General features: G+C 66.6%; 22 protein-coding genes and 1 tRNA gene. 16 read left to right on the forward strand and 7 right to left on the reverse strand.

Annotated features, from left to right (window positions below):
• Window positions 1–459: 459 nt before the first annotated feature.
• The 8 genes from G6N67_RS24125 (at window position 460) to G6N67_RS24160 (ending at window position 7,061) form a co-directional block, all read left to right on the forward strand.
• Window positions 460–771 carry a WhiB family transcriptional regulator gene (locus G6N67_RS24125; protein ID WP_110798314.1) on the forward strand — a complete coding sequence of 104 codons (312 nt, stop codon included), beginning with the start codon at window positions 460–462 and terminating at the stop codon, window positions 769–771.
• Window positions 772–1,028: 257 nt separating this feature from the next.
• Window positions 1,029–2,030, forward strand: a complete 1,002-nt coding sequence (locus G6N67_RS24130; protein WP_051578416.1) for an ABC transporter substrate-binding protein — start codon at window positions 1,029–1,031, stop codon at window positions 2,028–2,030.
• Window positions 2,027–2,851: an ABC transporter permease gene (locus G6N67_RS24135; RefSeq protein ID WP_230023298.1), complete on the forward strand. Its 825-nt coding sequence runs from the start codon at window positions 2,027–2,029 to the stop codon at window positions 2,849–2,851. Before G6N67_RS24130 ends, G6N67_RS24135 begins: the two co-directional genes overlap by 4 nt.
• Window positions 2,848–3,636 carry an ABC transporter permease gene (locus G6N67_RS24140; RefSeq protein ID WP_036428284.1) on the forward strand — a complete coding sequence of 263 codons (789 nt, stop codon included), beginning with the start codon at window positions 2,848–2,850 and terminating at the stop codon, window positions 3,634–3,636. The genes G6N67_RS24135 and G6N67_RS24140 overlap by 4 nt, the downstream gene beginning before the upstream one ends.
• 34 nt (window positions 3,637–3,670) lie before the next feature.
• Window positions 3,671–4,408 carry an ABC transporter ATP-binding protein gene (locus G6N67_RS24145; protein WP_036428282.1) on the forward strand — a complete coding sequence of 246 codons (738 nt, stop codon included), beginning with the start codon at window positions 3,671–3,673 and terminating at the stop codon, window positions 4,406–4,408.
• Window positions 4,405–5,394: an amidohydrolase family protein gene (locus G6N67_RS24150; protein WP_036428280.1), complete on the forward strand. Its 990-nt coding sequence runs from the start codon at window positions 4,405–4,407 to the stop codon at window positions 5,392–5,394. The genes G6N67_RS24145 and G6N67_RS24150 overlap by 4 nt, the downstream gene beginning before the upstream one ends.
• Complete coding sequence (locus G6N67_RS24155) at window positions 5,387–6,607, forward strand: FAD binding domain-containing protein (RefSeq protein WP_051578415.1); 1,221 nt, start codon at window positions 5,387–5,389, stop codon at window positions 6,605–6,607. Before G6N67_RS24150 ends, G6N67_RS24155 begins: the two co-directional genes overlap by 8 nt.
• Window positions 6,608–6,626: 19 nt before the next feature.
• Window positions 6,627–7,061, forward strand: a complete 435-nt coding sequence (locus G6N67_RS24160; protein WP_036434165.1) for a cupin domain-containing protein — start codon at window positions 6,627–6,629, stop codon at window positions 7,059–7,061.
• Here G6N67_RS24160 and G6N67_RS24165 read toward each other — a convergent pair whose 3' ends face one another.
• The 3 genes from G6N67_RS24165 to G6N67_RS24175 are packed head-to-tail and all read right to left on the reverse strand — an operon-like array spanning window position 7,062 to window position 10,734.
• On the reverse strand, window positions 7,062–8,396 hold the full coding sequence (locus G6N67_RS24165) for a macrolide-binding ATPase MABP-1 (protein ID WP_036428278.1): 1,335 nt from the start codon (window positions 8,394–8,396) through the stop codon (window positions 7,062–7,064).
• Window positions 8,397–8,438: 42 nt separating this feature from the next.
• The gene (locus G6N67_RS24170; protein WP_036428277.1) at window positions 8,439–9,287 is read right to left on the reverse strand and encodes a bacteriocin biosynthesis cyclodehydratase domain-containing protein; all 849 of its coding nucleotides are present in this window, start codon (window positions 9,285–9,287) and stop codon (window positions 8,439–8,441) included.
• 58 nt (window positions 9,288–9,345) lie between these two features.
• Window positions 9,346–10,734 carry a zinc-dependent metalloprotease gene (locus G6N67_RS24175; protein WP_036428276.1) on the reverse strand — a complete coding sequence of 463 codons (1,389 nt, stop codon included), beginning with the start codon at window positions 10,732–10,734 and terminating at the stop codon, window positions 9,346–9,348.
• A 91-nt stretch (window positions 10,735–10,825) separates the two neighbouring features.
• Here G6N67_RS24175 and G6N67_RS24180 point away from each other — a divergent pair, with 91 nt between their 5' ends.
• The 4 genes from G6N67_RS24180 (at window position 10,826) to G6N67_RS24195 (ending at window position 16,683) form a co-directional block, all read left to right on the forward strand.
• A complete protein-coding gene (locus tag G6N67_RS24180; protein WP_036434162.1) occupies window positions 10,826–11,860 on the forward strand; it encodes a YlbL family protein in 1,035 nt (344 codons plus the stop codon).
• Window positions 11,861–11,957: 97 nt separating this feature from the next.
• Window positions 11,958–14,966 carry a UPF0182 family protein gene (locus G6N67_RS24185; RefSeq protein ID WP_036428275.1) on the forward strand — a complete coding sequence of 1,003 codons (3,009 nt, stop codon included), beginning with the start codon at window positions 11,958–11,960 and terminating at the stop codon, window positions 14,964–14,966.
• 161 nt (window positions 14,967–15,127) lie between these two features.
• Entirely contained in the window at window positions 15,128–16,522 is a 1,395-nt protein-coding gene (locus G6N67_RS24190; protein WP_036428274.1) for an FAD-binding oxidoreductase, read from the forward strand.
• Between the two features lie 87 nt (window positions 16,523–16,609).
• Window positions 16,610–16,683: transfer RNA gene (locus tag G6N67_RS24195), tRNA-Met, on the forward strand.
• Window positions 16,684–16,911: 228 nt separating this feature from the next.
• Here the strand turns inward: G6N67_RS24195 and G6N67_RS24200 are convergent.
• Both G6N67_RS24200 and G6N67_RS24205 read right to left on the reverse strand, forming a co-directional pair.
• Window positions 16,912–17,646, reverse strand: a complete 735-nt coding sequence (locus G6N67_RS24200; RefSeq protein WP_036428272.1) for an SDR family oxidoreductase — start codon at window positions 17,644–17,646, stop codon at window positions 16,912–16,914.
• Between the two features lie 14 nt (window positions 17,647–17,660).
• On the reverse strand, window positions 17,661–18,437 hold the full coding sequence (locus G6N67_RS24205; protein ID WP_051578414.1) for an SDR family oxidoreductase: 777 nt from the start codon (window positions 18,435–18,437) through the stop codon (window positions 17,661–17,663).
• 156 nt (window positions 18,438–18,593) lie between these two features.
• Here G6N67_RS24205 and G6N67_RS24210 point away from each other — a divergent pair, with 156 nt between their 5' ends.
• Complete coding sequence (locus G6N67_RS24210; RefSeq protein ID WP_036428270.1) at window positions 18,594–19,478, forward strand: helix-turn-helix transcriptional regulator; 885 nt, start codon at window positions 18,594–18,596, stop codon at window positions 19,476–19,478.
• On the opposite strand, the gene G6N67_RS24215 is transcribed toward G6N67_RS24210, so the two are convergent.
• Window positions 19,467–19,895 (reverse strand): ester cyclase, encoded by a 429-nt coding sequence (locus tag G6N67_RS24215; RefSeq protein WP_036428268.1) that lies wholly within the window; start codon window positions 19,893–19,895, stop codon window positions 19,467–19,469. The two genes, G6N67_RS24210 and G6N67_RS24215, sit on opposite strands and share 12 nt — an antisense overlap.
• Window positions 19,896–19,953: 58 nt before the next feature.
• Between G6N67_RS24215 and G6N67_RS24220 the strand changes: the two genes are divergently transcribed.
• Window positions 19,954–20,457 (forward strand): MarR family winged helix-turn-helix transcriptional regulator, encoded by a 504-nt coding sequence (locus G6N67_RS24220; RefSeq protein ID WP_036428266.1) that lies wholly within the window; start codon window positions 19,954–19,956, stop codon window positions 20,455–20,457.
• Between the two features lie 630 nt (window positions 20,458–21,087).
• On the opposite strand, the gene G6N67_RS24225 is transcribed toward G6N67_RS24220, so the two are convergent.
• Window positions 21,088–22,326: an ROK family transcriptional regulator gene (locus tag G6N67_RS24225; protein ID WP_197747930.1), complete on the reverse strand. Its 1,239-nt coding sequence runs from the start codon at window positions 22,324–22,326 to the stop codon at window positions 21,088–21,090.
• 102 nt (window positions 22,327–22,428) lie between these two features.
• On the opposite strand from G6N67_RS24225, the gene G6N67_RS24230 reads away from it, so the two are divergent.
• On the forward strand, window positions 22,429–23,895 hold the full coding sequence (locus G6N67_RS24230; protein ID WP_051578413.1) for an APC family permease: 1,467 nt from the start codon (window positions 22,429–22,431) through the stop codon (window positions 23,893–23,895).
• A gap of 65 nt (window positions 23,896–23,960) precedes the next feature.
• Window positions 23,961–25,406: a DHA2 family efflux MFS transporter permease subunit gene (locus G6N67_RS24235; protein WP_036428262.1), complete on the forward strand. Its 1,446-nt coding sequence runs from the start codon at window positions 23,961–23,963 to the stop codon at window positions 25,404–25,406.
• Window positions 25,407–25,415 lie beyond the last annotated feature (9 nt).

Consider the following 25,415-nt stretch of genomic DNA (forward strand, 5'->3'; position numbering starts at 1 on the left):
CGCAGGTAGAAAATTAGTTGTGCGAATCGGCTGTTAGGCTTTAGCCTCAAGAACATAACTCTGGCGACGAGACGGAAGGAGGGCGCCCGCAATCATGGATAGCAACATCAATTTCAGCGGTGTAGCGGTTGCAGTCATGCCCTCGTACCTCCGGTCTGTCGCCGTTGCGGCGCATCCGTTGCCGAAACTGCCTACCGCACATGCCTCTGGAGCCGCGTGGCCGGCTGCTGCCGCTGCTGCAATCGCACCGCAGCGCAAGCGTCGCCCCGCCGCCGCCACTGGCGCGTCCGTGGATAGGAGCCCCATCTAGGAGAGCTCATATCGCAGCCGAATGGCCACGGACCCGCAGTCAACGGATCCGTGGCCTTTTTTGTCGGACTTCCCGAGAAAACTGGTCGCAGATCCGCCGACAGACAGATCACCGACGAAATCAACGACCAGGAAGCAGGGGATAAGCACATGTCAATTGCGATGAGCGCTCCGGGGATGAGCGTCACGCCGGTGACATGCGAGAAGCGGCTGCCGGCAGTGCCGTGCCACATCGGTGATCCGGACCTTTGGTTCGCCGAGAGCCCCGCCGAGCTTGAGCGGGCCAAGGCGCTGTGCGCGGATTGCCCCATCCGGACCGCGTGCCTCGCCGCGGCTCTTGAGCGGCAGGAGCCGTGGGGTGTGTGGGGCGGCGAGATCATCGACCGCGGCACCATCGTGGCGCGCAAGCGGCCGCGTGGACGTCCGCGGAAGAGCACCGGAGACAACCCGGCCGCCGCCTGACGGCGATGACCACACCCGTGGCGCCGAGTGCGTGAATGCGCACTCGGCGCCATTTGTGCGTTGAGGCCCGTCCAAGATGTGTTCGCCCAGACATAAGACTGGCTGAAGAGTGTCTGGCGAGACATTGTGTGGCCTCGGCTTTTCCCGGATCGTGGTTCGCGACGGTGACAGTCGTCACAGACGGTGATCAAGGAGGTTCCCCGTTGCGTAACCCATTGAGAAGCAGGCCGATTCGGTCGGCGCTGACATTGGGAGTGATGGTCGCCATGGTCGGCACGGGATGTTCGGCGGGCCTTGGCGGCCCCGCCTCGTCGCGTGCCGCGCAGGACGGCGTCATCCGGTTCACGTTCGCGCCCGACCCGATCTGGGACTACATGAACGACACCGGATTGCTCGAGGAGTTCGAGCGGGACAACGGCGTCGCGATCGAGACCAGCGCGACGTGGGACGAGTTCGGCCTGTTTGCGGGCGGCCACGCCGACATCATCTCGTCGGCCTCGTTCGAGGTTCCGGGGCTCGAAGAGCAGACCGAACGCGACACCGTGGTGATCGGGCGCTACAACTCGGAACGCAGCCGCATCCTGGTGCGCACCGAAGAACCTGCCACAACGCTCGCCGACCTCAAGGGCAGGCGGCTCGGCGTGTTCACCACGGTCTCGGGCACGCTGGTGTGGAGCGCGCTCGTCAAAGAACTGCACGGTCTCGATCTACGCAGCGGCGGTGGCGATTTCGACATCGTCGTCGCCGACATCCAGAACCTGTCGAACCTGCTGGCGCGCGGTGAGATCGACGCCTGCATCTGCTACCCGGATCTCTCGGCGCGTGAACTCCGAGACGGCACGGTGCGTGCCCTCTACGGCGGGAAATCCTCGGCGGAACTGTTCGCCGAACACGACGCACCCGGCCACGACGGTCCCATGGGTAACGTCTTCGTGGCGCGCCGCGACTGGGCGCAGAGCCACCCCCGCGAGGTGTCGGCGTTTCTCGACCTGTGGAACCGCGGACTGGCCGAATGGCGTGCGCATCGCGACGAGATCATCGAACGCTATCCGCAGCACTTTGCGGTCGCCTCGCCCGCTGACATCGACTTCATGAAGGACTATGTGGCACAACATGACTGGGTGGTCGACGACGTCCGATTCGACGGACGGTGGGCGGCTGACGAGAGCTCGATCTTCGATCTGATGCGTGACACGGGGGTGATCGGCACCGACGTGGAGGATCCCGATTTCCTGCCGACCCGAGGAGCCGACAAGTGACCGGCACTGTCGTGACGCCGGCGGCCGCGGACATGCCCGCCCGAGCAAGCCATCGGACTGCCACGTTCGGTCTGCCGCCACGCTGGCTCGTCTCGCTCATGGTGCTGATTCTGGCCGCAGCTGCCTGGGCCTCCCTCGCAGCGTGGATCGACGATCCGATCGTGCCGTCACCCAGCGAGGTGTTCGGCCAAGTCGCCGTGATCGTCGCGTCGGGCGAGGCCGTCACCAACTTCGCCGCGAGCATCACCAAGATCGCGGCCGGCTTCGCACTGGCCATGGTTGGCGGATCGGTCGTCGGATTCCTCATGGGCAGAAGCAGTTTCATGGCCACATATTTCTCGCTGCCGCTGTTCGTGATCGGCAACATGCCCGGCCTGACCTATGCGGTCTTCGGGCTGTTGATCTTCGGAGTCGGGCCCGCCGGGCCCATCGTCGTCTCGGCGCTGGTGGCGTTGCCGTTCATCGCGATGAACGTCGCCGAGGGAGTGCGGTCGGTCGACGGCAAGCTGCTCGACATGTGCCGCGCGTTCGAGCGCAACCGGTGGGACATCGCCCGGCACCTCTACCTTCCGGCGTTGGTGACGTTCGTCTTCGCCGGTGTGCGTTACGGATTCGCGATGGCCTGGAAGGTGGAGGCGCTCACCGAGGTGTTCGGGGCTCGCGAGGGCGTCGGCTTCATGATCCGCCGCGCCTATCAGGAGTTCCAGGTTGCCGACATGCTCGCGTGGACCATGTTGTTCATCGTGGCGATGATCCTCATCGAGCGTGCGCTGGCCCATCTGGAGCACCGCTTCTTCGCCTGGCGGAAGGAAATCGCATGACCGCCAACGCTCTACCGGTACAGTTCCGGCGCACCATCGGCTCCCGCGGCTCGTCGGCCCTGGCTATGGTGGCCGCGGTGGCCACGCTCCTGGCGGGATGGCAGGTCGCCGTTGTCGTCGGCAACCGGGTGCCGTCAGTGGCCCAGACGTTCGACCGGTTGGCGGCCGAGCAGGCCGCTGGGCAGTTGTGGCACCAACTCGCGATAAGCGCCAACCGATTCCTGCTGGGCCTGGCGCTGGCGCTGGCCGTCGGTGCGGCGCTCGGCGTGCTGATGGGCCTGTCTCGACTGGCCGACCTGGCGTTCTCCGACCTGACGATGGCCGGCCTCGCGATCCCCGCGGTGATCTGGGCGCTGCTGACCACCATGTGGTTCGGCTTCGGTTGGTTGACGCCGGTCACCACGGTGTTCCTGTCGGGCCTGCCGTTCGTGATCGTCAACATCGCCAAGGCCACCCGCGCAGTGCCTGCCGAACTCGTACTCATGGCGCGTGCTTTCGGGATATCCCGCAGGCACGTGTTGCGCCACATCGTGGCGCCTGCCGTGGCCGGCTCGGCTGTCGCGGCCGTGCGATTCGCCATCATGAGCGCCTGGAACGGCCTGTTGCTCGCCGAGTGGTTCGGTTCGACCTCGGGCGTCGGCTGGCGCTCGCGCTACTGGTACGACGCCAACCAGCTCGACGGCTTCTTCGCCTGGGTGCTGGTGTTCGTGCTGGTGCTCGTCGTCGCCGACCAACTGATTCTCGGACCCCTCGAGCGCTACGTCACGCGATGGCGCACGGCCTGATCGCGCATCCCACCCCACGAGAGCGAGAAACACTATGGCATCTATCGAAATCGACAACTTGGTCAAGGATTTCCACGACCGGCACGGCAACCGGACTCGCGTGCTCGCGGGCATCGACCTGACCATCTCGGGCGAGACCTTCGTATCGGTCGTCGGGCCATCGGGCAGTGGCAAGACGACGCTGCTCAACATCGTGTCCGGAATCGAGACGCACACATCGGGGTCCGTACGGCTGCGTTCGGGTGAGCGCGACGCCCGCGTCGGTTACGTGTTCCAAGATCCGCGGTTGCTGCCGTGGCGAACCGTGATGGGCAACCTCGGCTTCGTCCAACGGGAACGCGACGGCTGGCAGCAGCGCGCCCAGCATTATCTCGACCTGGTGGGCCTCGGGCACGTCGGCGAACGTTTTCCCGCACAGCTTTCCGGCGGCCAACAACAGCGCATCGGCATCGCCAGGGCGTTCTCCGTCGAGCCCGATGTGCTTCTCATGGACGAGCCGTTCAGTCACCTCGACGCCATGACTTCGCGCACGTTACGGGAGCACCTGGAACGCATCTGGCTGGAGACGCGTCGCACGGTCATGTTCGTCACACACGACGTCACCGAGGCCGTCCAGCTTTCGGACCGGATCGTGGTGCTGGCGCCCGGCGGACACATCCACGAGATCATCGACGTCGACCTGCCCCGACCGCGCCGTGCCTCTGATCCGGAGGTGGCAGTGCTGCAGGCCGAGGTGCTCGCGCGTTTCGAGGCGTTGGAGGCCGCGGCATGAGCCCGCTTCGGTCCGGCGCCATCGACATTCACGCGCACTGGCTGCCCGAGCACCTGTTCGGCCTGCCGCCGGGCTCGCCACTGCCTGCGCTCAACGGCCGCGACGGCCAACTGCACCTCGGCGACCTGCCCCTGTCCATCGAGACCGAGGCCATGACCGACCCCGCGCGGGTGCTGGCTGACACCGACAACGCCGGGCTCGGTGTGCGGGTGTTGTCCGCGCCGCCGTTTGCCTTCCCGGTCGTCGACGGCACCGGTGTCGCCGAATATGTCGGGTCGTTCAACGACGATCTCGCGAGGGTGTGCCGCGACAGCGGCGGACGGCTGCTCGGCCTCGGCTTGGTGTCACTGCACGATCCGGACGCGGCTGCCGCACAGATGGATTCGCTGGTCGCATCTGGCGTGATCCGCGGCATCGCGGTGCCGCCGCTGGTGGGCGCGACGTCGTTCGATACCGGACCGTTGCGGCAGGTCGTCGAGATCGCGGCGGACCGCGGCCTGGCGGTGCTGGTGCACCCCATGCAGCTGCCCCGCGCCGAATGGGCGTCGTACTACCTCGCCAACTTGATCGGCAACCCGACCGAGACCGCCACGGCGGCAGCTTCTTTGCTACTCGGCAACGTGTTCGCGGCGCTGCCGGAGCTGCGGATCTGCCTGCTGCACGGCGGCGGCTGCGCGCCCGCACTGCTGGGGCGGTGGCAGCACGGCTGGGAGCAGCGCGCGGATGTGCGCAGCGCGGCATCGCCAGCGCCGGTGCAAGGTTTCGGCCTGCTGTGGTTCGACACCCTCACTCACGACGGCCCGACCCTGCAATTGCTGCGCGCCCACGCCGATCCCGGGCACCTGATGTGCGGCAGCGACTACCCGTTCGACATGGGCGTCACCCAACCGCTGGCGCTGCCGCACGCAGAAGGCCTCACCGACGCGGCCCTCGAAGCCAACGCACGCCGGTTCCTCGGCCTCGACGAAGGAGAAACACATGCCTGAGCACATCGACCGGGGCGCAACCCGGCACGACTGGAGCGGCCACCGGGCCCTGGTGATCGGGGGTTCGATCGGTGGCCTGACAACAGCGCTGCTGTTGCGCCGCCTGGGCTTTGACGTGTCGGTGTTCGAACGCACCCCGACCGCCCTGGAGCATCGCGGCGGCGGGATCGTGCTGCAGCCCGACACGCTGCGCTGGTTCGCCGAATGCAGCGAGCAGCATCCCGAACAGGTCAGCACGTCAACGGATTACGTCCAGTACCTCGACGGGCGCAACGGGGTGATCCACCGCGAGGCCGCGCCCTGGAGCTACACGTCCTGGGGCACGTTCTACCGTGCCCTGCTGGCCGACTTCGGTACTGAGCACTATCACCTCGGGGAATACGCGGCCGGTTTCGACGAGGACGCCGACGGGGTCCAGGTTCGGTTCGCGTCCGGTCGGCGCGAACGCGGCGACCTCGTGGTGTTCGCCGACGGCATCAGTTCACCGAGCCGGCGGCGGATCTCACCGAAGACCGAGCTGACCTACGCGGGCTACGTCGGGTGGCGCGGTACCGTGCCCGAGAGCGAGGTGTCGAGGGAAACTTTTGAGCTGCTGTATGATTCGATCACCTACAGCGTCGCGCCGCACACCCACATCATCGTCTACCCGATCCCGTCGCCCGACGGCGGGCTCGCGGTCGGCGAGCGGCTGCTCAACTACGTCTGGTACCGCAATGTGGCAGAAGGACACGAGCTCGACGAACTGATGACCGACACGCGGGGTTTCGCCACCAAGGTGTCGTTGCATCCCGGGCAGGTACAGGATCGTTTTGTCGACGAGATGCGCACTGCGGCAGCTGAATTGCTGGCCCCGGCAGCGGCTGAGGTGGTGCTGCGCACCGAACAGCCCTACCTGCAGGCGGTCTACGACGCGGGTGCCCACCGCATGGCGCTGGGCCGGGTGGCGCTGATCGGCGACGCCGCGAGCGCGGCACGCCCGCATGCCGCGGCGGGCACCGCAAAGGCAGCCGCAAACGCATGGGCGCTGTTCGACGCGCTGGCCGATTCCGGTGATATCGCGGAGGCCCTCGCGAAATGGGAGCCCGGACAGCTGGAGCTCGGGCAGCGCCTGCTCGAGCGCGTCCAGGCCATGGGCACCCGCTCGCAGGTCGACTGCACATGGACGCCGGGCGATCCCGCGCTGAGGTTCGGTCTGTACGGGCCGGGCAGATAACCAACGAGAGGATGAAATGATGACCAGCACACGCGAATACCTCACCGATGCACCGTTGGCGGGCACGCTCGTCGGCACCGATTTCGAGGGGTGGACGCCCGCCCTGCGCGCCGAGTTCGAGGAGCACGCGCACGACGGTCACGTGGGATCCCGGCTGCTCAGCGCCGGTGAGCGGGTCCGGGTCTGGGAGATCCGGCTGGCGCCGGGGGAGCGGTTTCACGCACACCGGCATGTGCTCGACTACTTCTGGACCGCCGTGACCGCGGGCAGCAGCCGCCAGCACACCGCCGACGGCACCACCCGCGAGGTGTCCTACAAGGCTGGTGAAACGCGGCACTTCACCTTCGCCGAGGGCGAGTTCCTACTGCACGACATCGAGAACGTCGGGGCGGCCGAGCTGATTTTCACCACGGTCGAACACCTCGACTCGGCCAACGCGCCGCTGCCGCTATAGCTAGGCGGCTTCCTCGGCGAAGCCGGGAACCAGTTCTGTGGCAATGGTTTTGACCGGCACGTGGGCGTCCAGCTGACAGCAGATGGCGATGGTCGAGGCGATCACGCGCAGCGGGATGGCGAGGTTGCGGGGCAGATCGAGCTGGCGGGCAGTCCTGATCTGGGCCACCGAGTTGTCCATCTGTCCCGCGGCCATCCGCTGGATCCAACGCCGCGTGTAGTGGAAGACATCCACCTCGATGGGCTCGACGTACTGGCGCAGCATGTCGTCGATCTCCTGCACCGAAACCTGTTGGCCCTTCTGGATGAAACCGGCGTTCTCCATCGCGGGCAACAGCTCGTCGTAGTTCTTGTCACGCGCCAGCCGGATCGTGTTGCCGAGCGACGGCGGAAACCCACCGGGCAGCGGGGCGACCGCGCCGAAGTCGATCACGCCCATCCGGCCGTCGGGCAGCAGCATGAAGTTCCCGGGGTGGGCGTCGCCGTGCATCATCTCCAGCCGCGCGGGCGCGCCGAAGGTCAGTTCGGTCAGCCGGGTGCCCATCAGGTCGCGCTGTTCGGGCGTCCCCTCGCGGATGATGACCGACATCGGGATGCCGTCCATCCATTCGGCGATCACGACTTTGGGCGCGCTGGCGATCACGGCGGGCACCGCGAAATGCGGGTCGTCACGGTAGGCCTTGGCGAACGCGCGCTGATTGTCGGCTTCGAGCCGGTAGTCCAGCTCCATCTCGGTGCGCTCGATCAGCTCGTCGACCACGCCCTGGATGTCCGCGCCCGGCGCGAGCTGCTTGAACACGCCGACCAGGCGCTGGATGGTCTTGAGGTCGGCGCGCAACGCCTCGTCGGCGCCCGGGTACTGGATCTTCACGGCGACCTCACGGCCGTCGGACCAGACCGCCTTGTGCACCTGACCGATGCTGGCCGACGCCACCGGGGTGTCGTCGAACGACGCGAAGCGTTCGCGCCACTTGGTGCCGAGCTGGGCGTCGAGAACGCGGTGCACCTTCGCCGCGGGCAGAGGCGGAGCGTCCTTCTGCAGCTTGGTCAGCGCCTCCCGATAGGGTTTGCCGTACTGCTCGGGGATGGCGGCCTCCATCACCGACAGGGCCTGGCCGACTTTCATCGCGCCGCCCTTGAGCTCACCGAGCACGGTGAACAATTGCTGCGCTGCCTTGTCCATCAGCTCAGCGGTGACCTCGTCCTTGGATTTGCCGGTCAGCCGTTTGCCGAAGCCCAACGCAGCCCGGCCCGCCATGCCGACGGGCAGGCTCGCCAGCTTCGCGTTACGGGCAACGCTCCCGCGTTTGATGTCAGCCACCAGACCATCATCCACGACGCCGCTGAACGCTCCACATTTAACTGGCAACATTCGTTTTCAGCACGAGCAGGCGGGGTGACGGGTCCACCGGCGGGCACTGATCGAGTAGCCGTCGGCATCGAGCTCGAGCGTGGTGTCCAGGGTGGGCGGCGGCGCGGGCGCACCGCGCGGGTCGCCGCTGTGGCCGACCGCGCGAATCACCAGGTCAACCTGACTCAGCGCGAGGGCCGCGGTGGCCAGGATGGTCGAGCGCGGGGCACTGCCGACCGTTCCCCTCAGCTGCGCGGCCACGGCAGGCCAGGCCTCGTCGCGGTCGCTGCGATGTAGGTCGGCGCACTGCAGGCAGCTGGTCACCCCCGGGATCACGAGAGGGCCGACCAGGCCGATGCCGTCGCGGACCCGCACCGGCAGGTGCGCGACGCCGACCCGGTGCAGTTCGCGCACCACGCGAGGTTCGGTCACGAGGTAGTCGGCAAGCACCACGAGGTCGGTGCGGACCGGCAGCGCCGCGGCGTACGGTTTCGCGGCCCGGCGTACCCGCGCGCCCGAGCACTTCAGCGCGTTCTCCAACAGTTCGGACAGCGGGCCGGTGCCGTGCACCCGGATCGATGCGGACCTTGCCGCGCGGCCCGTCGCGATGTCGAGCAGGCTCGCGTCGGTCAGCGCGGCCAACAGCAGGTCGACGGCGCCGTCGTCCTCGGGCAGGCCGAATCGGGTTGCCGCGGTGGACAATTCGTCACGCGTTGCGCCGTTCTGCAGGATCCGCAACAGACCGCCGAGCTGGGCCTGCGTCATCCCGTCCGGCGGCGTGACCAGCACGGCACGTCGCGGATCCCAACCGACCTGCACCGCTCCGTCCGGTCGCAGCAGCACCGGTCGCCCGGCCGTGAGCACGTACCGCGTCATGGAAGAACTCTGCCACGGTCGGCGGGAGCCCCGCTTCAGTTATCCACAGGGGTGACGATTACTTCTCTTCGTCGCCCTTGTCCTCGCGCTGTTCCTTCTCCAGGTCGGCGATGGCCTGCTCGAAGGCGGTGTCGATGTCGCTGGTGTCGCCACCGATCATCCGGTCGATGAAGGCGGCCGGCTCGTCGAGATCGCTCGCGCTGGGCAGCAGGTCCGGGTGCTGCCACACACCGTCGCGGGCATCCTGCCCGACGGCGTCGGTCAGCCGCTCCCACAGCACGGCGGCTTCCCGCATCTTGCGGGGCCGCAGTTCCAGGCCGACGAGGGTCGCGAAGGTCTGCTCGGCGGGTCCGCCCGTCGCGCGGCGGCGGCGCAGCATCTCGGCCAGTGCCGACGTGCCGGGGATGCGGTCACCCAACGCCGCGGTGACCACGGTCTGCACCCAGCCTTCGATGAGCGCGAGCAGGGTTTCCAGCCGTTCGAGTGCGGCCTCCTGCTCCGGAGTGGCCTTCGGTTCGAAAATGCCCTGGTTGAGCAGCTGTTCCATCTCCGATGGATCGCCGAGCGACGCCGGGTTGAACCCCCGCGCGAAGTCCTCGATGCCGGACATGTCGACCTTCATGCCCTTGGCGAACGCCTCGACCGCGCCCAAGAGCTGGCTCGACAGCCATGGCACGTGGCTGAAGAGCCGGTGATGCGCGGCTTCGCGCGCGGCCAGGAAGGTCAAGATCTCGCTGCGCGGCCGCTCCAGGCCTTCGGTCAACGTCTCGATGGCCTCGGGCATGAGCGCCGCCACACCCTTGGGCCCCAGCGGCAGGCCGATGTCGGTGGAGGTCAGAACCTCCCGCGACAACTTGCCGAGCGCCTGGCCCAGCTGCGAACCGAAGGCCATGCCGCCCATCTGCGACATCATCGCCAGCAGCGGGCCCGCCATGCTCTTGGCCTCCTCGGGCAGCGCCGAGGCCCATACCGTGGAGATCTGCTCGGCCACCGGATCGCACAACCGCTTCCACGTGTCGAGGGTGTTGTCGAGCCAGTCACTGGGCGTCCACGCCACGGTCTTGGTCGTGCCCGCGGGCAGCGGCGTCACGCCGTCGAGCCAGGTCTCGGCGAGCCGGACGGCGTCGGCGACGGCTCCGGTCGTCTTCTCCGGGACCGGCGCAACGAATCCGATCGAACTGGACGCCAGTTGGCGCGCCAGGTCGTAGTTGACCGGGCCGGATTGCTTGCCGCCCGCCATCGCACTGCCTGCGCCGCTGAACATCTCACCCAGCCTGGTGAAGATCTGCCCGAGATCGCCCATGTCGAAGTTGCCGCCGCCCGCGCCGAAGCCGAACGGGTCCGACCCCGGGCCGGAGCCGGACGAGCCGGACGAATCGGGATCCTTTTTGGGCTTGTCGCGGTCGGGGTCGTCCCCGGCGGAGAAGCCGAAGGGCAGGTCAGCCATGCCCCCAACGGTACTCATCACGGGGTGGCCGTGTGGCCACGCGGGTCACGCTGTAAGTGAACTCCCGAGTGCAGGCTTTACTGTGGGCGGCGTGAACAGGCGGATTTTGACGCTGCTGGTCGCGCTGGTGCCGATTCTGGCGTTCGGCGTGCTGCTCTCGGTGGTGAAGGTGCCCTTCGTGTCGTTGGGCCCGGGTCCGACCTTCAACACGCTCGGCGAGGTCGAGGGCAAACAGGTCGTGGATATAAAGACCGACGGCGGGGCCTCCATAGTCCACCCGACGTCGGGGCACCTCAACATGACGACGGTGTCGCAGCGCGACGGCCTCACGCTCGGCCAGGCGCTCACGCTGTGGATGTCGGGTCGCGAGCAGCTGGTGCCGCGTGACCTGGTGTACCCGCCCGACAAGTCGAAGGATGAGGTCGACGAGGCCAACAACACCGACTTCAAGAACTCCGAGGACAACGCCGAGTACGCGGCCCTGTCCTATCTGAAGTACCCGATGGCGGTCACGGTGCAGAGCGTCAACGATCCTGGGCCGTCGGCAGGCAAGCTGCAGGACGGCGACGCCATCGACGGCGTGAACGGCAAGCCCGTGGCCAACCTCGACGAATTCCAGACGATCCTCAAGACCACCAAGCCCGGCGACGACATCGTCATCGACTTCCGCCGCAAGAATGCGCCGGCCGGCACCGCCACCATCACTCTGGGGGACAGCCCGGACCGCGACTACGGCGTGCTGGGCGTCGGCGTGCTCGACGCGCCGTGGGCGCCGTTCGACATCGATTTCAACCTTGCCAACATCGGTGGCCCGTCGGCGGGACTCATGTTCAGCCTCGCCGTGGTCGACAAGCTGACCACGGGCGATCTCAACGACGGCAAGTTCATCGCGGGCACCGGGACCATCACCGGTGACGGCAAGGTCGGCTCGATCGGCGGGATCACGCACAAGATCCTGGCCGCTCACGAAGCCGGCGCGACGGTGTTCCTGGTACCGGCTGATAACTGCACCGAGGCCCGCTCGGCGCCGCAGGACGGGCTGCAGCTGGTGCGGGTGGAAACCCTGACGCAGACGGTCGACGCGCTGCACACACTTTCCGCTGGTGGCGAACCTCCGCACTGCTGAGGCGCCCGCCGCGGTGCCGGATGGCTAGAGTTGGGGGAAATCAAGGCAGGCCGAGCCCCGGCAGGCCGATTCTGAGCACCCAGACTGGAGTGGACGAGTGGGTATGCGGCCTACGGCGAGGATGCCGAAGCTGACACGACGCAGCCGGGTTCTGATCGGACTGGCACTGGTGGTGGTGCTGCTGTTGCTGATCGGCCCGCGCTTCGTCGACGCCTACGTCGACTGGTTGTGGTTCGGCGAGTTGGGTTACCGGTCGGTGTTCACCACGGTGCTGGCGACGCGGCTGATTGTGTTCGTGGCGGTCGCACTGGTCATCGGTGCCGTGGTGTTCGCGGGCCTGGCGCTCGCGTACCGCACGCGTCCGGTGTTCGTGCCGACGGCCGGGCCCAACGATCCGGTGGCCCGGTACCGCACCACGGTGATGGCGCGGCTGAAGCTGTTCGGTATCGGTATCCCGATCTTCATCGGGCTGCTGGCCGGGATCGTCGCGCAGAGCTACTGGGTCCGGATCCAGCTGTTCCTGCACGGCGGCGAATTCGGCATCACTGACCCGCAGTTCGGCCGCGATCTGGGCTTCTACGCCTTCGACCTGCCGTTCTACCGGCTGATCCTGACGTACCTTTTCGTCGCCACCTTCCTGGCGTTCATCGCGAACCTGTTGGGCCACTACCTGTTCGGCGGCATCCGGCTGTCCGGCCGCAGCGGGGCACTGAGCCGGCCTGCACGCATCCAGCTGATCTCTCTGGTGGGCGTTCTCATCCTGCTCAAGGCCGCGGCCTACTGGCTCGACCGTTACGAGCTGCTGAGCAACACCCGCGCCGCCAAACCGTTCACGGGCGCCGGCTACACCGACATCAACGCGGTGCTGCCGGCCAAGCTGATCCTGCTTGCCATCGCGGTGATCTGCGCCGTCGCGGTGTTCTCCGCGATCGTGCTGCGGGATCTGCGGATTCCCGCGATCGGCGTGGTGCTGTTGCTGCTGAGCTCGCTCGTGGTGGGCGCCGGCTGGCCCCTGATCGTCGAGCAGTTCAGCGTCAAGCCCAACGCCGCGCAGAAGGAAAGCGAGTACATCAGCCGTAGCATCGTGGCGACCCGGCAGGCGTACGGGTTGACCGAAAACTCGGTGACGTACCGCAATTACGAGAACTCCGGTCAGACCACGGCAGCCCAGGTCGCCGCGGACCGGGCGACCACGTCGAACATCCGGCTGCTCGACCCGACCATCGTGAGCCCCGCGTTCACGCAGTTCCAGCAGGGCAAGAACTTCTACTTCTTCCCCGAGCAGCTGGCCATGGACCGCTACGTCGGCCCCGACGGCAACCTGCGGGACTACGTGGTGGCCGCGCGTGAGCTCAACCCGGACCGGTTGATCGACAACCAGCGCGACTGGATCAACCGGCACACCGTCTACACCCACGGCAACGGTTTCATCGCGTCGCCGGCCAACACGGTGCGCGGTATCGCGAACGACCCCAACCAGAACGGCGGATACCCGGAGTTCCTGGCCAGCGTCGTCGGTGCCAACGGCGGCGTGGTGTCGCCCGGGCCCGCGCCACTGGATCAGCCTCGGGTGTACTTCGGTCCGGTGATCGCCAACACGGCTGCCGATTACGCGATCGTGGGCAAGAACGGCGACGCCGATCGCGAATACGACTACGAGACCAACACCGAGACCAAGAACTACACCTACTCGGGCTCCGGCGGCGTGCCGGTCGGCAACTGGCTGGCGCGCGCGGTGTTCGCGGCCAAGTTCGCGGAGCGGAACTTCCTGTTGTCCAACGTGATCGGCGAGAACAGCAAGATCCTGTTCAACCGCGATCCCGCCAAGCGCGTGGAAGCGGTGGCGCCGTGGCTGACCACCGACACGAGCGTCTATCCGGCGATCGTGAACAAGCGCATGGTGTGGATCGTCGACGGTTACACCACGTTGGACAACTACCCGTATTCGGAGTTGACGACGCTGTCGAGCGCGACCGCGGATTCCAATGAGGTTGCGGTCAACCGGCTTGCGCCGGACAAGCAGGTGTCCTACATCCGCAACTCGGTCAAGGCCACGGTCGACGCGTATGACGGCACCGTGACCCTCTACGCGCAGGACGAGACCGATCCGGTGCTGCAGGCGTGGATGAAGGTGTTCCCCGACACCGTCAAGCCGAAGGCCGACATCTCCCCGGAGCTGCAGGCGCACCTGCGCTACCCCGAGGATCTGTTCAAGGTGCAGCGCGCACTGCTGGCCAAGTACCACGTCGACGATCCGGTGAAGTTCTTCACCAACGCCGACTTCTGGGACGTGCCACTGGATCCCAACCCGACGGCCAGCAGCTACCAGCCGCCGTATTACATCGTCGCCAAGGATCTGGCGAGCAACGACAGCTCGGCGTCGTTCCAGTTGACCAGTGCGATGAACTGGATCCGCCGTGACTTCCTGGCCGCCTACATCAGCGCGAGTTCCGACCCGTCGACGTACGGCAAGATCACGGTGCTGACCATTCCGGGTCAGGTCAACGGTCCCAAACTGGCGTTCAACGCGATCAGTACCGATACCGCGGTGTCCCAGGATCTCGGCGTGATCGGGCGGGACAACACCAACCGGATCCGCTGGGGCAATCTGCTGACCTTGCCCGTGGCCGACGGCGGCTTGCTCTACGTGGCACCGGTCTACGCCTCGCCGGGCAGCAGTGACGCGGCGTCGTCGTACCCGCGGCTCATCCGCGTGGCGATGATGTACAACGACAAGGTCGGATACGGCCCGACAGTCGGCGATGCGCTCACCGAGATCTTCGGTGCCGGTGCTGGTGCGACGGCGACCAACGTCGCGCCGACCGACGGCAAACCGCCCGCTCCCGGGCAGCCGCAGGCCGCGCAACCTCCCGCGGGACAGCCGCCGGCCAACCAGGCGGGCAGCGCCCCTGAGGCGCAGCCTCCGGCCGCGGTGCCGCCCAGCGGGCCCGTGCAGTTGTCGCAAGCCAAAGCGGCTGCGCTGCAGGAGATCCAGTCGGCCATGACGGGGCTCCGCGATGCGCAGCAGAGCGGTGACTTCAGCAAGTACGGCGAAGCGTTGCAGCGCCTCAACGACGCGATGAACAAGTACGACAGCGCCAAGTAACCTTCCCCGCCGAGCAGACGCGTAGGTACCCCATTTCGCGCCATTTGGGGTACCTACGCGTCTGTTGGCGGTCCTGCTGAGGGGTCTTGAGCTGGGCACCAAGTGCACGCCAAGCGGTCCGGGTGATGCTGTGCGCATCGTTGCCTGCTGAAAGGATCCCGATGACCCTGACCGACGTTTCCCACGACGGACTGGCCGACGCGCTGGCCGGCCTGCGCGAGTACGTCGCGAGCCCTGTCGCGCTGCCCGGTGAACCCGGGTACGAGCGCGCCACGCCATGGAATGTCGCCGCAAGCGTGCAGCCCGCGGCGGTCGTGCTGGCCGCATCGTCCTACGACGTCGCCAACACCGTGCGCTTCGCCGCACACCGCGGACTGCGCGTCAGCGTGCAGGCCACGGGTCACGGCGCCATGGGCTGTGACCGCGACACCATCCTGGTGGTGACGTCGGAGATGACGAGCTGCACAGTCGATCCCGAGCGCCGCACGGCGCGGGTCGCGGCCGGCGCCAGATGGCAGCACGTGCTGGACGCCGCCGCGCCGCACGGCTTGGCGGGGTTGTGCGGCTCGGCACCCAATGTCGGTGTCGTCGGCTTTCTCACCGGGTGCGGCATCGGGCCGCTGGTGCGCACCTTCGGGCTGTCTTCCGATCACGTGCGGTCGTTCGAACTCGTGACCGGGGCGGGGGAGCTCAAGCGCGCCACACCGGAAGAGAACGCCGAGCTGTTCTGGGGCCTGCGCGGTGGCAAGGCGACGCTGGGTATCGTGACCGCCGTCGAGATCGACCTGCTGCCCGTTGCCGAATTCTACGGTGGTGCACTGTATTTCGACGGCACCGATGCTGCTGCGGTGCTGCGCGGCTGGGCCGCTTTCAGTGCCGGCCTGCCCGAGAGCGTCAACACCTCGATCGCACTGCAGCAGTTGCCTGCGCTGCCCGGCGTGCCCGAACCCCTTGCGGGCCGGCTCACCGTAGCCGTCCGCTATGCGGCGGTCGGCGATTTCGCCGAAGCGCAAAGGCTTTTGGAACCGATGCGCGCGGTGGCCGAGCCGGTGCTCGACACCGTCGCAGTGCACCCATACTCGGCGATCGGGGCGGTGCACGCCGACCCGCCCGAACCGATGCCGATCCACGAACATCAGGCGCTGCTGCGGGATCTCAGCCCCGAAGCGGTGGACGCCATCCTGGCGGCAGCCGGGCCGGACTCCGGGTCGGTGCAGACCCTCGTGGAGGTCCGGATGCTCGGCGGCGCTTTCGCGCGTGAGCCCCAGCATCGCAGCGCGTTCTGCCACCGCGACGCCACCCACGCGGTGACGATCATCGGTGTTCCCGTACCGCCCGTCGCCGATGCGGTGCGCACCCAGGCCGCCGCCCTCGCCGACGCGCTTGCGCCGTGGTCCACCGGTGGCCAGATGCCCAATTTCGCACCGTCCGACGACGTCGGACGCGCCACCCGCGTCTACGACGAGGACACCCGCTACTGGCTGGCCGCGCTGGGCGACCGGCATGACCCGGCCGGGGTGTTCCGATGCGGTCAGGTGGTGCGGTTCGTGGCGTGATCGTGCGCCCGGAATTGGCCCAAAAACCGCCTCTGAGCAGACGATTTGGAACACGGCCAACCGCCCCGGTAACCTTGAGTTCACCAACGCGGGGTGGAGCAGCTCGGTAGCTCGCTGGGCTCATAACCCAGAGGTCGCAGGTTCGAATCCTGTCCCCGCTACTAGCGAGAATGGCCCCCGGAGGAGACTCCGGGGGCCATTTTCTATGCGGGTGAGAACGCGCGAGTCGTATTCGTCGGTGCGATACCGAGAAGACGAACTCGAGGCGCTCCGTGCTCAAGCGGGCGAGCGCTTGCCGTCGCCCGCATGGCCGGGATCACGGTCGCCAGGGGCTGAACTGGCATCTGAGGTTCTTCTGGTAGGGGGCGCTTCATTTCGGTTGACGATGATCAATGGGTACTGGCGGCTGGGCGCACGATGATTTCGTTGACGTCCACCGTGGGAGGCTGTCCGACAGCGAAGGCGATGGCATCGGCGATCGCCGAGGCGGGGATGGCCAGGGCGCGGTAGGTGTGCATGGCATCACGGGCAGCAGGATCTGAGATCGATTCGGCAAGTTCGGATTCGGTGACTCCGGGAGAGATCACGCTCACCCTGATATCGCCCGGGTGTTCTTTGCGCAGCCCCTCGGAGATGGCCCACACTGCGAACTTGGTTGCGCAGTAGACAGCCGCGGTCGGTTCCACTTCGTGCGCGCCGATGGAAGCAACATTGACGATGTGACCGCCACCCTGGGCCTGCATGGCGGGCAGCGCGGCGCTGATGCCGTGGAGCACACCAAGGATGTTCACATCGATCATCCGGTTCCATTCGTCGACCTTGCATTCGGCCAACGCCGACAATGGCATGACGCCCGCATTGTTGATCATGACGTCGACCCCGCCGTAGGTGCTGACCGCGTCACCGACGAACTGGTGGACGTCGGCGGCCTCGGTGACGTCCAGCCGTCGAAACGACGCGGTGCCCCCGGCCGACTCGATCTGGTGGACCAGGGATTCGAGCCGCTCGGTACGTCGAGCGCCGAGGAAGAGTCGGTGGCCGTCTTCGGCCAGACGCAGTGCCGTGGCTTCGCCGATACCGCTGCTGGCTCCCGTGATCAGGATGGTCTTCGGGTTCGTGGGCATGGTTTTCCTTCTGACTAGATGGCTTGTTGGGTGGGCAGGATCGTGATTTCGGTGAGGTTGACGTGCCGCGGCACTGCGGCGATGTAGGCCACCGTTTCGGCAACGTCGGCGGCAGTGAGGACGTCGATGTCGTTGATCAGGTCGGCCATCAACCGGCTCGCGTCGGGGTCGGTGACATGGTCGGGCAGTTCGGTATCGACCATTCCCGGCTCGACGGTCGACACCCGCACCATCTTTCGGCCGAGCTCCACGCGCAGCAGCCTGGTGAGTTGGCTGACGTAGGCCTTTGTCCCGGAGTACACCGAGAACTTCTCCAGTACGCGGGTGGCCGCGATCGAGGACGTGGTGATGAGGTCCGCCGGTTTGCCGCGGGCCGCTGAGTCGATGAGCTGCGGAACGAACGCGCCGATGACATTCATGACACCGGTGATGTTGAGGTCGATCTGCTGCTGCCAGTCGTCGAATTTGACGTCTTCGATCGGTGAGACCAATTGCACACCAGCGTTGTTGAACACCAGATCGACCGGGCCGAACTGCTCGGCGATGTGCTCGGCTGCGGCATTGACGGCCAACCGGTCGGTGACATCGAGGGGCAGAGCCAGCGCGGTGCCACCACCGGCGGTGATACGCGCTGCCAGCGCGTCGAGCTTGTCTGCTCGGCGGGCCGCGGCGACGACGGTGGCTCCCAGAGTTGCGAGCCGGAATGCGGTGGCTTCACCGATACCGCTGGAGGCCCCTGTGACGACGGCGATGCGGCCGGTCAACGGTGTCGAGGAGATCACGGTAGACATGGGTTTCGTTCCTTTCGAGATCTGTTGGGGATGCGCATCCGAGACAACAGCAGCGAGAGGCGGTGTTGCGCGGTCAGGCCTGCCCGGCTTATCGGGGGACAGATTGGGCCACCATGAGGGGCCACGAAAGGGATGCGGCGCGGCAGACTGGCTGCTATGAGCGATCGGAAGCCCACCGAGCTGGCCGAATTCCTCAGTGCGCGACGTGCGCGGCTCACCCCGCAGGATGTCGGGCTGGACGGGCCGGTAGCGCGTCGGCGTGTGCCGGGCCTGCGCCGCGAGGAACTGGCCAGGTTGGCCGGGGTCAGCGTGGACTATTACACGCGCTTGGAGCAGGGCCGCAGCCGTAGCGCGTCTGCCGATGTGATCGACGCGTTGGCGACCGCGTTGCATCTCAACGACGTCGAACGCCAGCATTTGCACCTGCTTGCCAAGCCTCAAGACACGCAACGCAAACGACGTCCCCGCCCACAGTCGGTGGACGTGGCGACCCTGCGATTGTTAGAGCTGTTCGACCAGGTGTCCTCGCCGGCGTTCGTGCTCGGCAGGCGGCTGGACGTGCTGGCGCACAACAGATTGGCGGGTGCGTTGATCACCGAGTTCCGGGAACTGCCTGCCCCGCTGCGAAATCAAGCCCGCTTCGTCTTCCTAGACCCACACGCCCGCGAGCTGTACGCCGACTGGGCGGAGGTGGCGGCCGACACAGTGGCGATGCTGCGGTTGGATGCCGGCCGCTACCCCGATGACGAGAAGCTGTCGGCCCTGGTCGGGGAACTGTCCATCCGATCGGTGGAGTTCGGCAAATGGTGGTCGAACCATAACGTCGAACGCCGGACCACCGGAACCAAGGCCTATCATCATCCGCTGGTCGGCGACCTCACCGTCCAGTATCAGGCGCTGAACCCTTCCGGCGACCCGGACCAGGTGCTGATCGTCTACACGACCGAACCTGGCTCCCCCGACGAGACCTCACTGCGGCTGTTGGCCAATTGGCACGACGGTGAGCGTCACGTAGAGCCGTCCACGCGATCAGGTCGGTAGCGCTTCGAGCTGCTGAAGAACGGAATAGAGGTTGGCGACGCCCCAGTGGTCGGTGATCTTGCCGTCGCGCACACGCATCGCGTCGACCGTCTCGAACTGAATGCGTTTACCGGTAGGGGCGATGCCGAGAAATTCACCGTTGTGCGTGCCGTGGTAGACCTTGTAGGTGGTCACGATGTCGCCATCGACAGTCTGCCAGTGAATCTCGGGATGGAAGTCGGTAAACGCATTGCGTAGCCGCTGATAAAGCACCAGAACGCCGGCCTTGTCGGGCGTGGTTCCTGGCTGTGGGGTGTGGTCGACGAAGTCGTCAGCGAACAATTGGTCGAAGAGCGCGAAATCGCCTCTGCCCTGGACCTCCTCGGTGTTGCGTCGAACCACCGCCTTGAGAGCGTCGGGGGTATCAGGATCGGTCATCGATAGCTGCCTTTCTGTTGCCGCTGATTACGGGATACGTCCTGCTAGCTTGGACGCTGTGGCGAGAAGGTCTGGGTGGCTGTCTAAACGGGAGGCGCGAATCTGGCAGTCCTACCGCGATGTTCGGCGGGAGCTGCAGGCCGCGTTTCACCTCCAGCTGTCGCGGCAGCAGGGTATTTCGGCGGCCGACTACGCCGTCATGGTGCCGTTGTCGGAGGCTGCGGACGGGCGATTGCGGACCAAAGATCTCGGCGCCGCACTGGGCTGGGACCGCAGCCGCACCTCGCATCAGGTCACCCGAATGGTCAAGCGGGGCTTGGTCGCTCGCGACCTCTACGAAGACGACGCGCGCGGTTCGGTTGTGCGCCTCACGCCCGCCGGCCGGGCGACCATCGAGCGCGCCGCGCCCAATCATGTTGCGTTGGTGCGGCAGCTGTTCTTCGCGCCGCTCTCCAACGACGAGCTTGATGCGTTGGGAGGCATGTTGGATCGCATGCTGATCGCGATCCGGCAGTACACGGCCGAGATCGCGGAAGACGGCGGTCATATCGGCCGCGATTGACGGTCGGCCGGCGTGATTCGCAGTACCCGTTTGGCCACCAACTGTCCGGGATCTGCGGTGGGACAGGCAACCTCGACCCACCTGACCTCGACCGATCGTCACGATCTTCACCCGCCTGACCCTACCCAATCGCAGGCATTTTTGCTGACGTGTCATCAAAAATGCGTGTCTGTTGGGCCTCTGCTGTCAGTTCGCATCTCGTTCCATCAGCGCGACCACCCGCCGCCACACGCACGATTCTCCTAGCGCTACATCCACTCCGCGATATACATCAATCCGGGAGTGATGGCCCCTCGCCCCGCAGGCGACGACCGTGGTTGTTGTCAAGCAACGCGTGAAAGGGCCGAACAATGCTGAATGCGGCATATGGAATCGTGGCGGTGCTGCCGGCAGTGTTCGTCATCGCACGGCGCACCTTGGTCAGACGGGCGCGTACAGCCCGCAGTCAGGGAGTGACCCACCGATCCGACGCCGAGCCTTCGCAACACCTTGGAATCGGTGGCCCGCGACCGAATTACCGCACCTCGCCGTCGACAACCTCGAAAGGTATGCGGGTCTTCGTCAGTCGGTTGCATGCCGAACGAGCGCAAAGAAGGCTTGAGCAAAGGGAATTCCAGGCGTGGTTGGAGATCACCTCGGAGCCGTTCTAGGATCCCCTGGCGCTTCGTTCGCCGATCGGCCGAGTACGCGGCGTTCGAACACCAGATCCCAGGCGGTGTCCATCGCAATGGTGATGGCGCCCACCAGAACTGCGTCGTCGCCGAGTTGGCCGCCGACGACCTCGGGAACCTTCGGGATCGCCGCGGCCAGTTCCCGGCGCATGGGTTCGGACAGCAGGTCGGCGTTGCGACCGATGCCGCCGGCAAGCACGATCACGCCGGGGTCGAGCACGGCGGTCACCACGGAGACGACGTGGGCCAGTTTCGACGCCTCGCCCGCGACGACACGCGATGCGCGGTGGTCGCCCGCGCGGGCGAGGTCGAATACGGCCTTGGCTGTCGAAACCTCCAGTCCGGCTTGATGAGCCGCCGCGACGATCGCCTGCCCGGCCGCGACGACTTCGACCGGTCCGGGCCGGTGCGCGGTCACCCCGGCGGGGACGGTGCCGTAGGGTAGGTCGGCGATCTCACCCGCCGCGCCGTGTGCGCCGCGAAACAGCTTGCCCCCGACCAGGATCCCCAAACCGATGCCGGTGCCGACGGTCACGCACGCCACCACGTCGACGTCACGTGCCGCTCCGCGCGCATACTCGCCGACGGCGCACAAGTTCGCGTCGTTCTCGACGAGTATCTGCGAGCCGTCAGCTCCGAGCACGGTCACCAACTCGTGGAGGAGCCCGGGGCGTTCCCACCCGGGCAGGTTCGGCGCGCGGTACATGCTGCCCGCGGCGACGTCGGGGATGCCCGGCGTTCCGAGCACGGTCACGACGATGTCGTCCGGCGCCAACCCGGCGTCTGCCACGACGCGTTGAACCGATTCGGCGACCCCGCGCAGCAGTGTCGAACCCGACCGGCTGCGATTCGGTTGTTCGTGCCGGGCGACGACGGTGCCGTCGAGATCGGCCACGGCCGCGTGCAAGACCCGCCTGCCGATGTCGACGCCGACGATGTGGCCGGCCTCGGGTGCGGCCCGGTAGACGACCGCGGCGCGGCCCGGCCGGGGAGCGCTGTGCCCGATCGCACGCACCAATCCGTGCTGTTCCAGATCCAGAAGTGCCTGCCCCACGGTCGGTTTGGACAGTCCGGTGTCAGCGGCGATCTGGGGCCGAGTTGCTTCACCGTGATGGCGCAGCCGGTCGAGCACCAGCCGTTGGTTGAGCGCACGCATGTTCGCCGGTGTCCCGGCTTGCCGCGCTACCTGGCCAGCCAACGCCATCTCCTCCGTCGTGATCGCAAACAGCCTACGACCGCACTCTTCCACACTCGCCCGAAGTATGTTAAGAAACTTTCCTAACAAACTAAGGAGGCCATCATGAGCGCGTCCATCAGTCCTCGGTCGTCGAGCGCCGCGGTGACCTCGCAGCCCACCCTCGAACGCAGGATCGGCCCGCTCCAGGCGACAGCGATCAACATGACGCAGATGTGCGGCATCGGTCCGTTCGTCACGATCCCGGCCATGGTCGCGACAATCGGTGGTCCGGAGGCCATGTTCGGCTGGATCATCGGGGCGATTCTCGCGCTGGCCGACGGGCTCATCTGGGCCGAACTCGGCGCCGCCATGCCAGGCGCCGGTGGTACCTACCTATACCTGCGGGAGGCGTTCCAGTACCGCACCGGACGGTTGATGCCGTTCCTGTTCGTCTGGAGCGCAGTCCTGTTCATCCCGCTCATCATGTCGACCGGCATCATCGGGCTGGTCCAATACCTGGGCTATCTGATTCCCGGTGTCACAAGCGAATCGGGAAACACCGCGCTGGGCAAGGTAATCGGCGTCGGTATCGTGCTGCTGATCATGGTGGCGCTGTTCCGCAAGATCGGGCAGATCGGCAAGCTGACAACCGCGTTGTTCGTGGTGATGCTCGTCGCGACACTCTCCACCATCGTGGCCGCCTTCACGCACTTCAGCAGCGCACAGGCGTTCGCGTTCACCCCGGGAGCGTTCGGGAGCCACGGCACCTTCTGGGCCGGTCTCGGTGCGGGGCTGGTCATCGCGGTGTATGACTACCTCGGGTACAACACAACGGCCTACCTCGGTGGGGAAGTTCGTGATCCGGGACGGACCATTCCACGGTCGATCGTCATCTCGATTCTGGGCATCATGAGCCTGTACTTCCTGCTGCAGGTCGGCGTGCTGGGCTCGGTTCCGCTCGACGAGCTCAAGACGGCGACGTCAGTTGCATCGACCGTGCTCGCGCAGGCGTGGGGTAACACGATCGCGCAGGTGATCACGGTGCTCATCGTGATCGCGGCCATCGGCTCGGTGTTCGCGGGCCTGCTCGGCGGATCCCGCGTGCCCTATGAGGCGGCCCGCGACAAGGTGTTCCTACCGGTGTTCGGTCGCCTGCACCCGACCTTGAACCTGCCCACCGCCGGTGTGCTCACCATGGGCGCCATCACGATCATCGGATCGCTGTTCACCCTGACCACGATCATCAACGCGGCGGTGGCCACGATGGTGATCATCCAGTCGCTCGCCCAGGTCGCGGCGATCGTCGTGCTGCGACGACGCCAGCCGAATCTCCCACGCCCGTACCGGCAGTGGCTCTATCCGATCCCCACGGTCATCGCGCTCGTCGGCTGGATCTATGTCTACGTTTCGGCCGCGTGGTCGTCAATCGTGCTGTCGCTGTGCTGGATAGCAGTCGGCGTCGTCGCGTATCTCGTCTACGCGCGGGCCGAACGCACCTGGCCGTTCGGCCCCAAGGAGATCAATGAGGCCTTCGCCGGTGCTACCAGCACAGCACACCCTGACCACACCCGCCGAAATCAATTTCCCTGACCCGCACGCCCCACCTACCCTGGATTGCCGCACGAACAAAGTCCGGGGGAGACAGGGGAGGGGAAATGACGACGGGCCCGAGCACGGGGGACATCGCGACGCAACCCCGCGCCCAGTCGAGCGCCAACGTGATCATCGCGCTGTTGGTCGGCTCGGCGTTCGTGATGATCCTCAACGAGACCATCATGAGCGTCGCATTGCCCGCGCTGATCGTCGACCTCGACATCGCCGCGAGCACCGCGCAGTGGCTCACCAGTGGGTTCCTGTTGACCATGGCCGTCGTCATCCCGATGTCCGGCTCTCTGCTGCAACGGTTCCCGGTACGCGCCATCTACCTGGCCTCGATGACGTTGTTCTGCACGGGCACGATGGTGGCCGCGCTGGCACCGGGATTCGCGGTGCTGCTGGTGGGCCGGATCGTGCAGGCGTGCGGCACCGCGGTGATGATGCCGCTGCTGATGACGACGGTCATGACGTTGATTCCCGCGGAACGGCGCGGGCAGATGATGGGCACCATCTCGATCGTCATCGCGGTCGCCCCGGCCATCGGGCCCACCTTGTCGGGGTTCATCCTCGGCTCGCTCGACTGGCGGTGGATGTTCTGGATCGTGCTTCCCATCGCTCTCGTGGCGCTGACCGCCGGTCTGGTGTGGCTGCGCGTCGACGACGAAAAGCAGGATCCGACGCCGATCGACCCCGTCTCGGTGCCGCTGTCGGCGGTCGCGTTCGCGGGACTGGTGTTCGGGCTGTCGCTGTTGGGTGAATCCGCGCACGGCCGGCAGAGCGTGCCCGCGTGGGTGCCGATGACGGTTGGCGCGGTGGCGATGGTGCTCTTCGGTGCGCGGCAGGTCCAGCTGCAGCGCCGCGACCGCGCGTTTCTCGACCTGCGGCCGTTCACCTACCGGCGATTCTCGGTGTCGCTTGGCCTGGTGGTGCTGGGCTTCATGGGATTGTTCGGCGCGATCATCATGGTGCCGCTCTACGTCCAGGACGTGCTGAAACAGAGCGCGTTGGTCGCGGGGCTGGCCACCTTGCCGGGCGGACTGCTGATGGGCGTGGCGGGCCCGCTGGTCGGCCGCGCCTACGACCGACACGGTGCGCGGATGCTGGTCGTGCCGGGGTCGGTACTGCTGTGCGCGTCGCTGTGGGGTTTCACCGCGTTGTCGGCGGCCTCGCCGGTGTGGGAACTCGTCGGCTTGCAGACGGTCATGATGGTCGGTCTGTCAATGATGTTCACGCCGTTGATGACCGACGCACTCGGTGTGCTGCCCGACCGGTTCTACTCGCACGGCAGCGCGATTCTGACGACGCTGCAGCAGGTCGCGGGCGCCGCGGGCACCGCGCTGTTCGTGACGGTCATGACCAAGGCGTCGCATTCGGGCGGGGCGCCGGATCTGCCGGGTGTGCATGCGGCCTTCACGGTCGCGGCCGTGATCAGTGTGATCGCCGTGGTCGCGGCGTTCTTCACCGCGCCTCGGCCGAGTCCCGCGGGTGGGACGCCGACGCACTAGACCCCGCAT

The organism is Mycolicibacterium mageritense (assembly GCF_010727475.1).
In the GTDB taxonomy this organism is placed as follows: domain Bacteria; phylum Actinomycetota; class Actinomycetes; order Mycobacteriales; family Mycobacteriaceae; genus Mycobacterium; species Mycobacterium mageritense.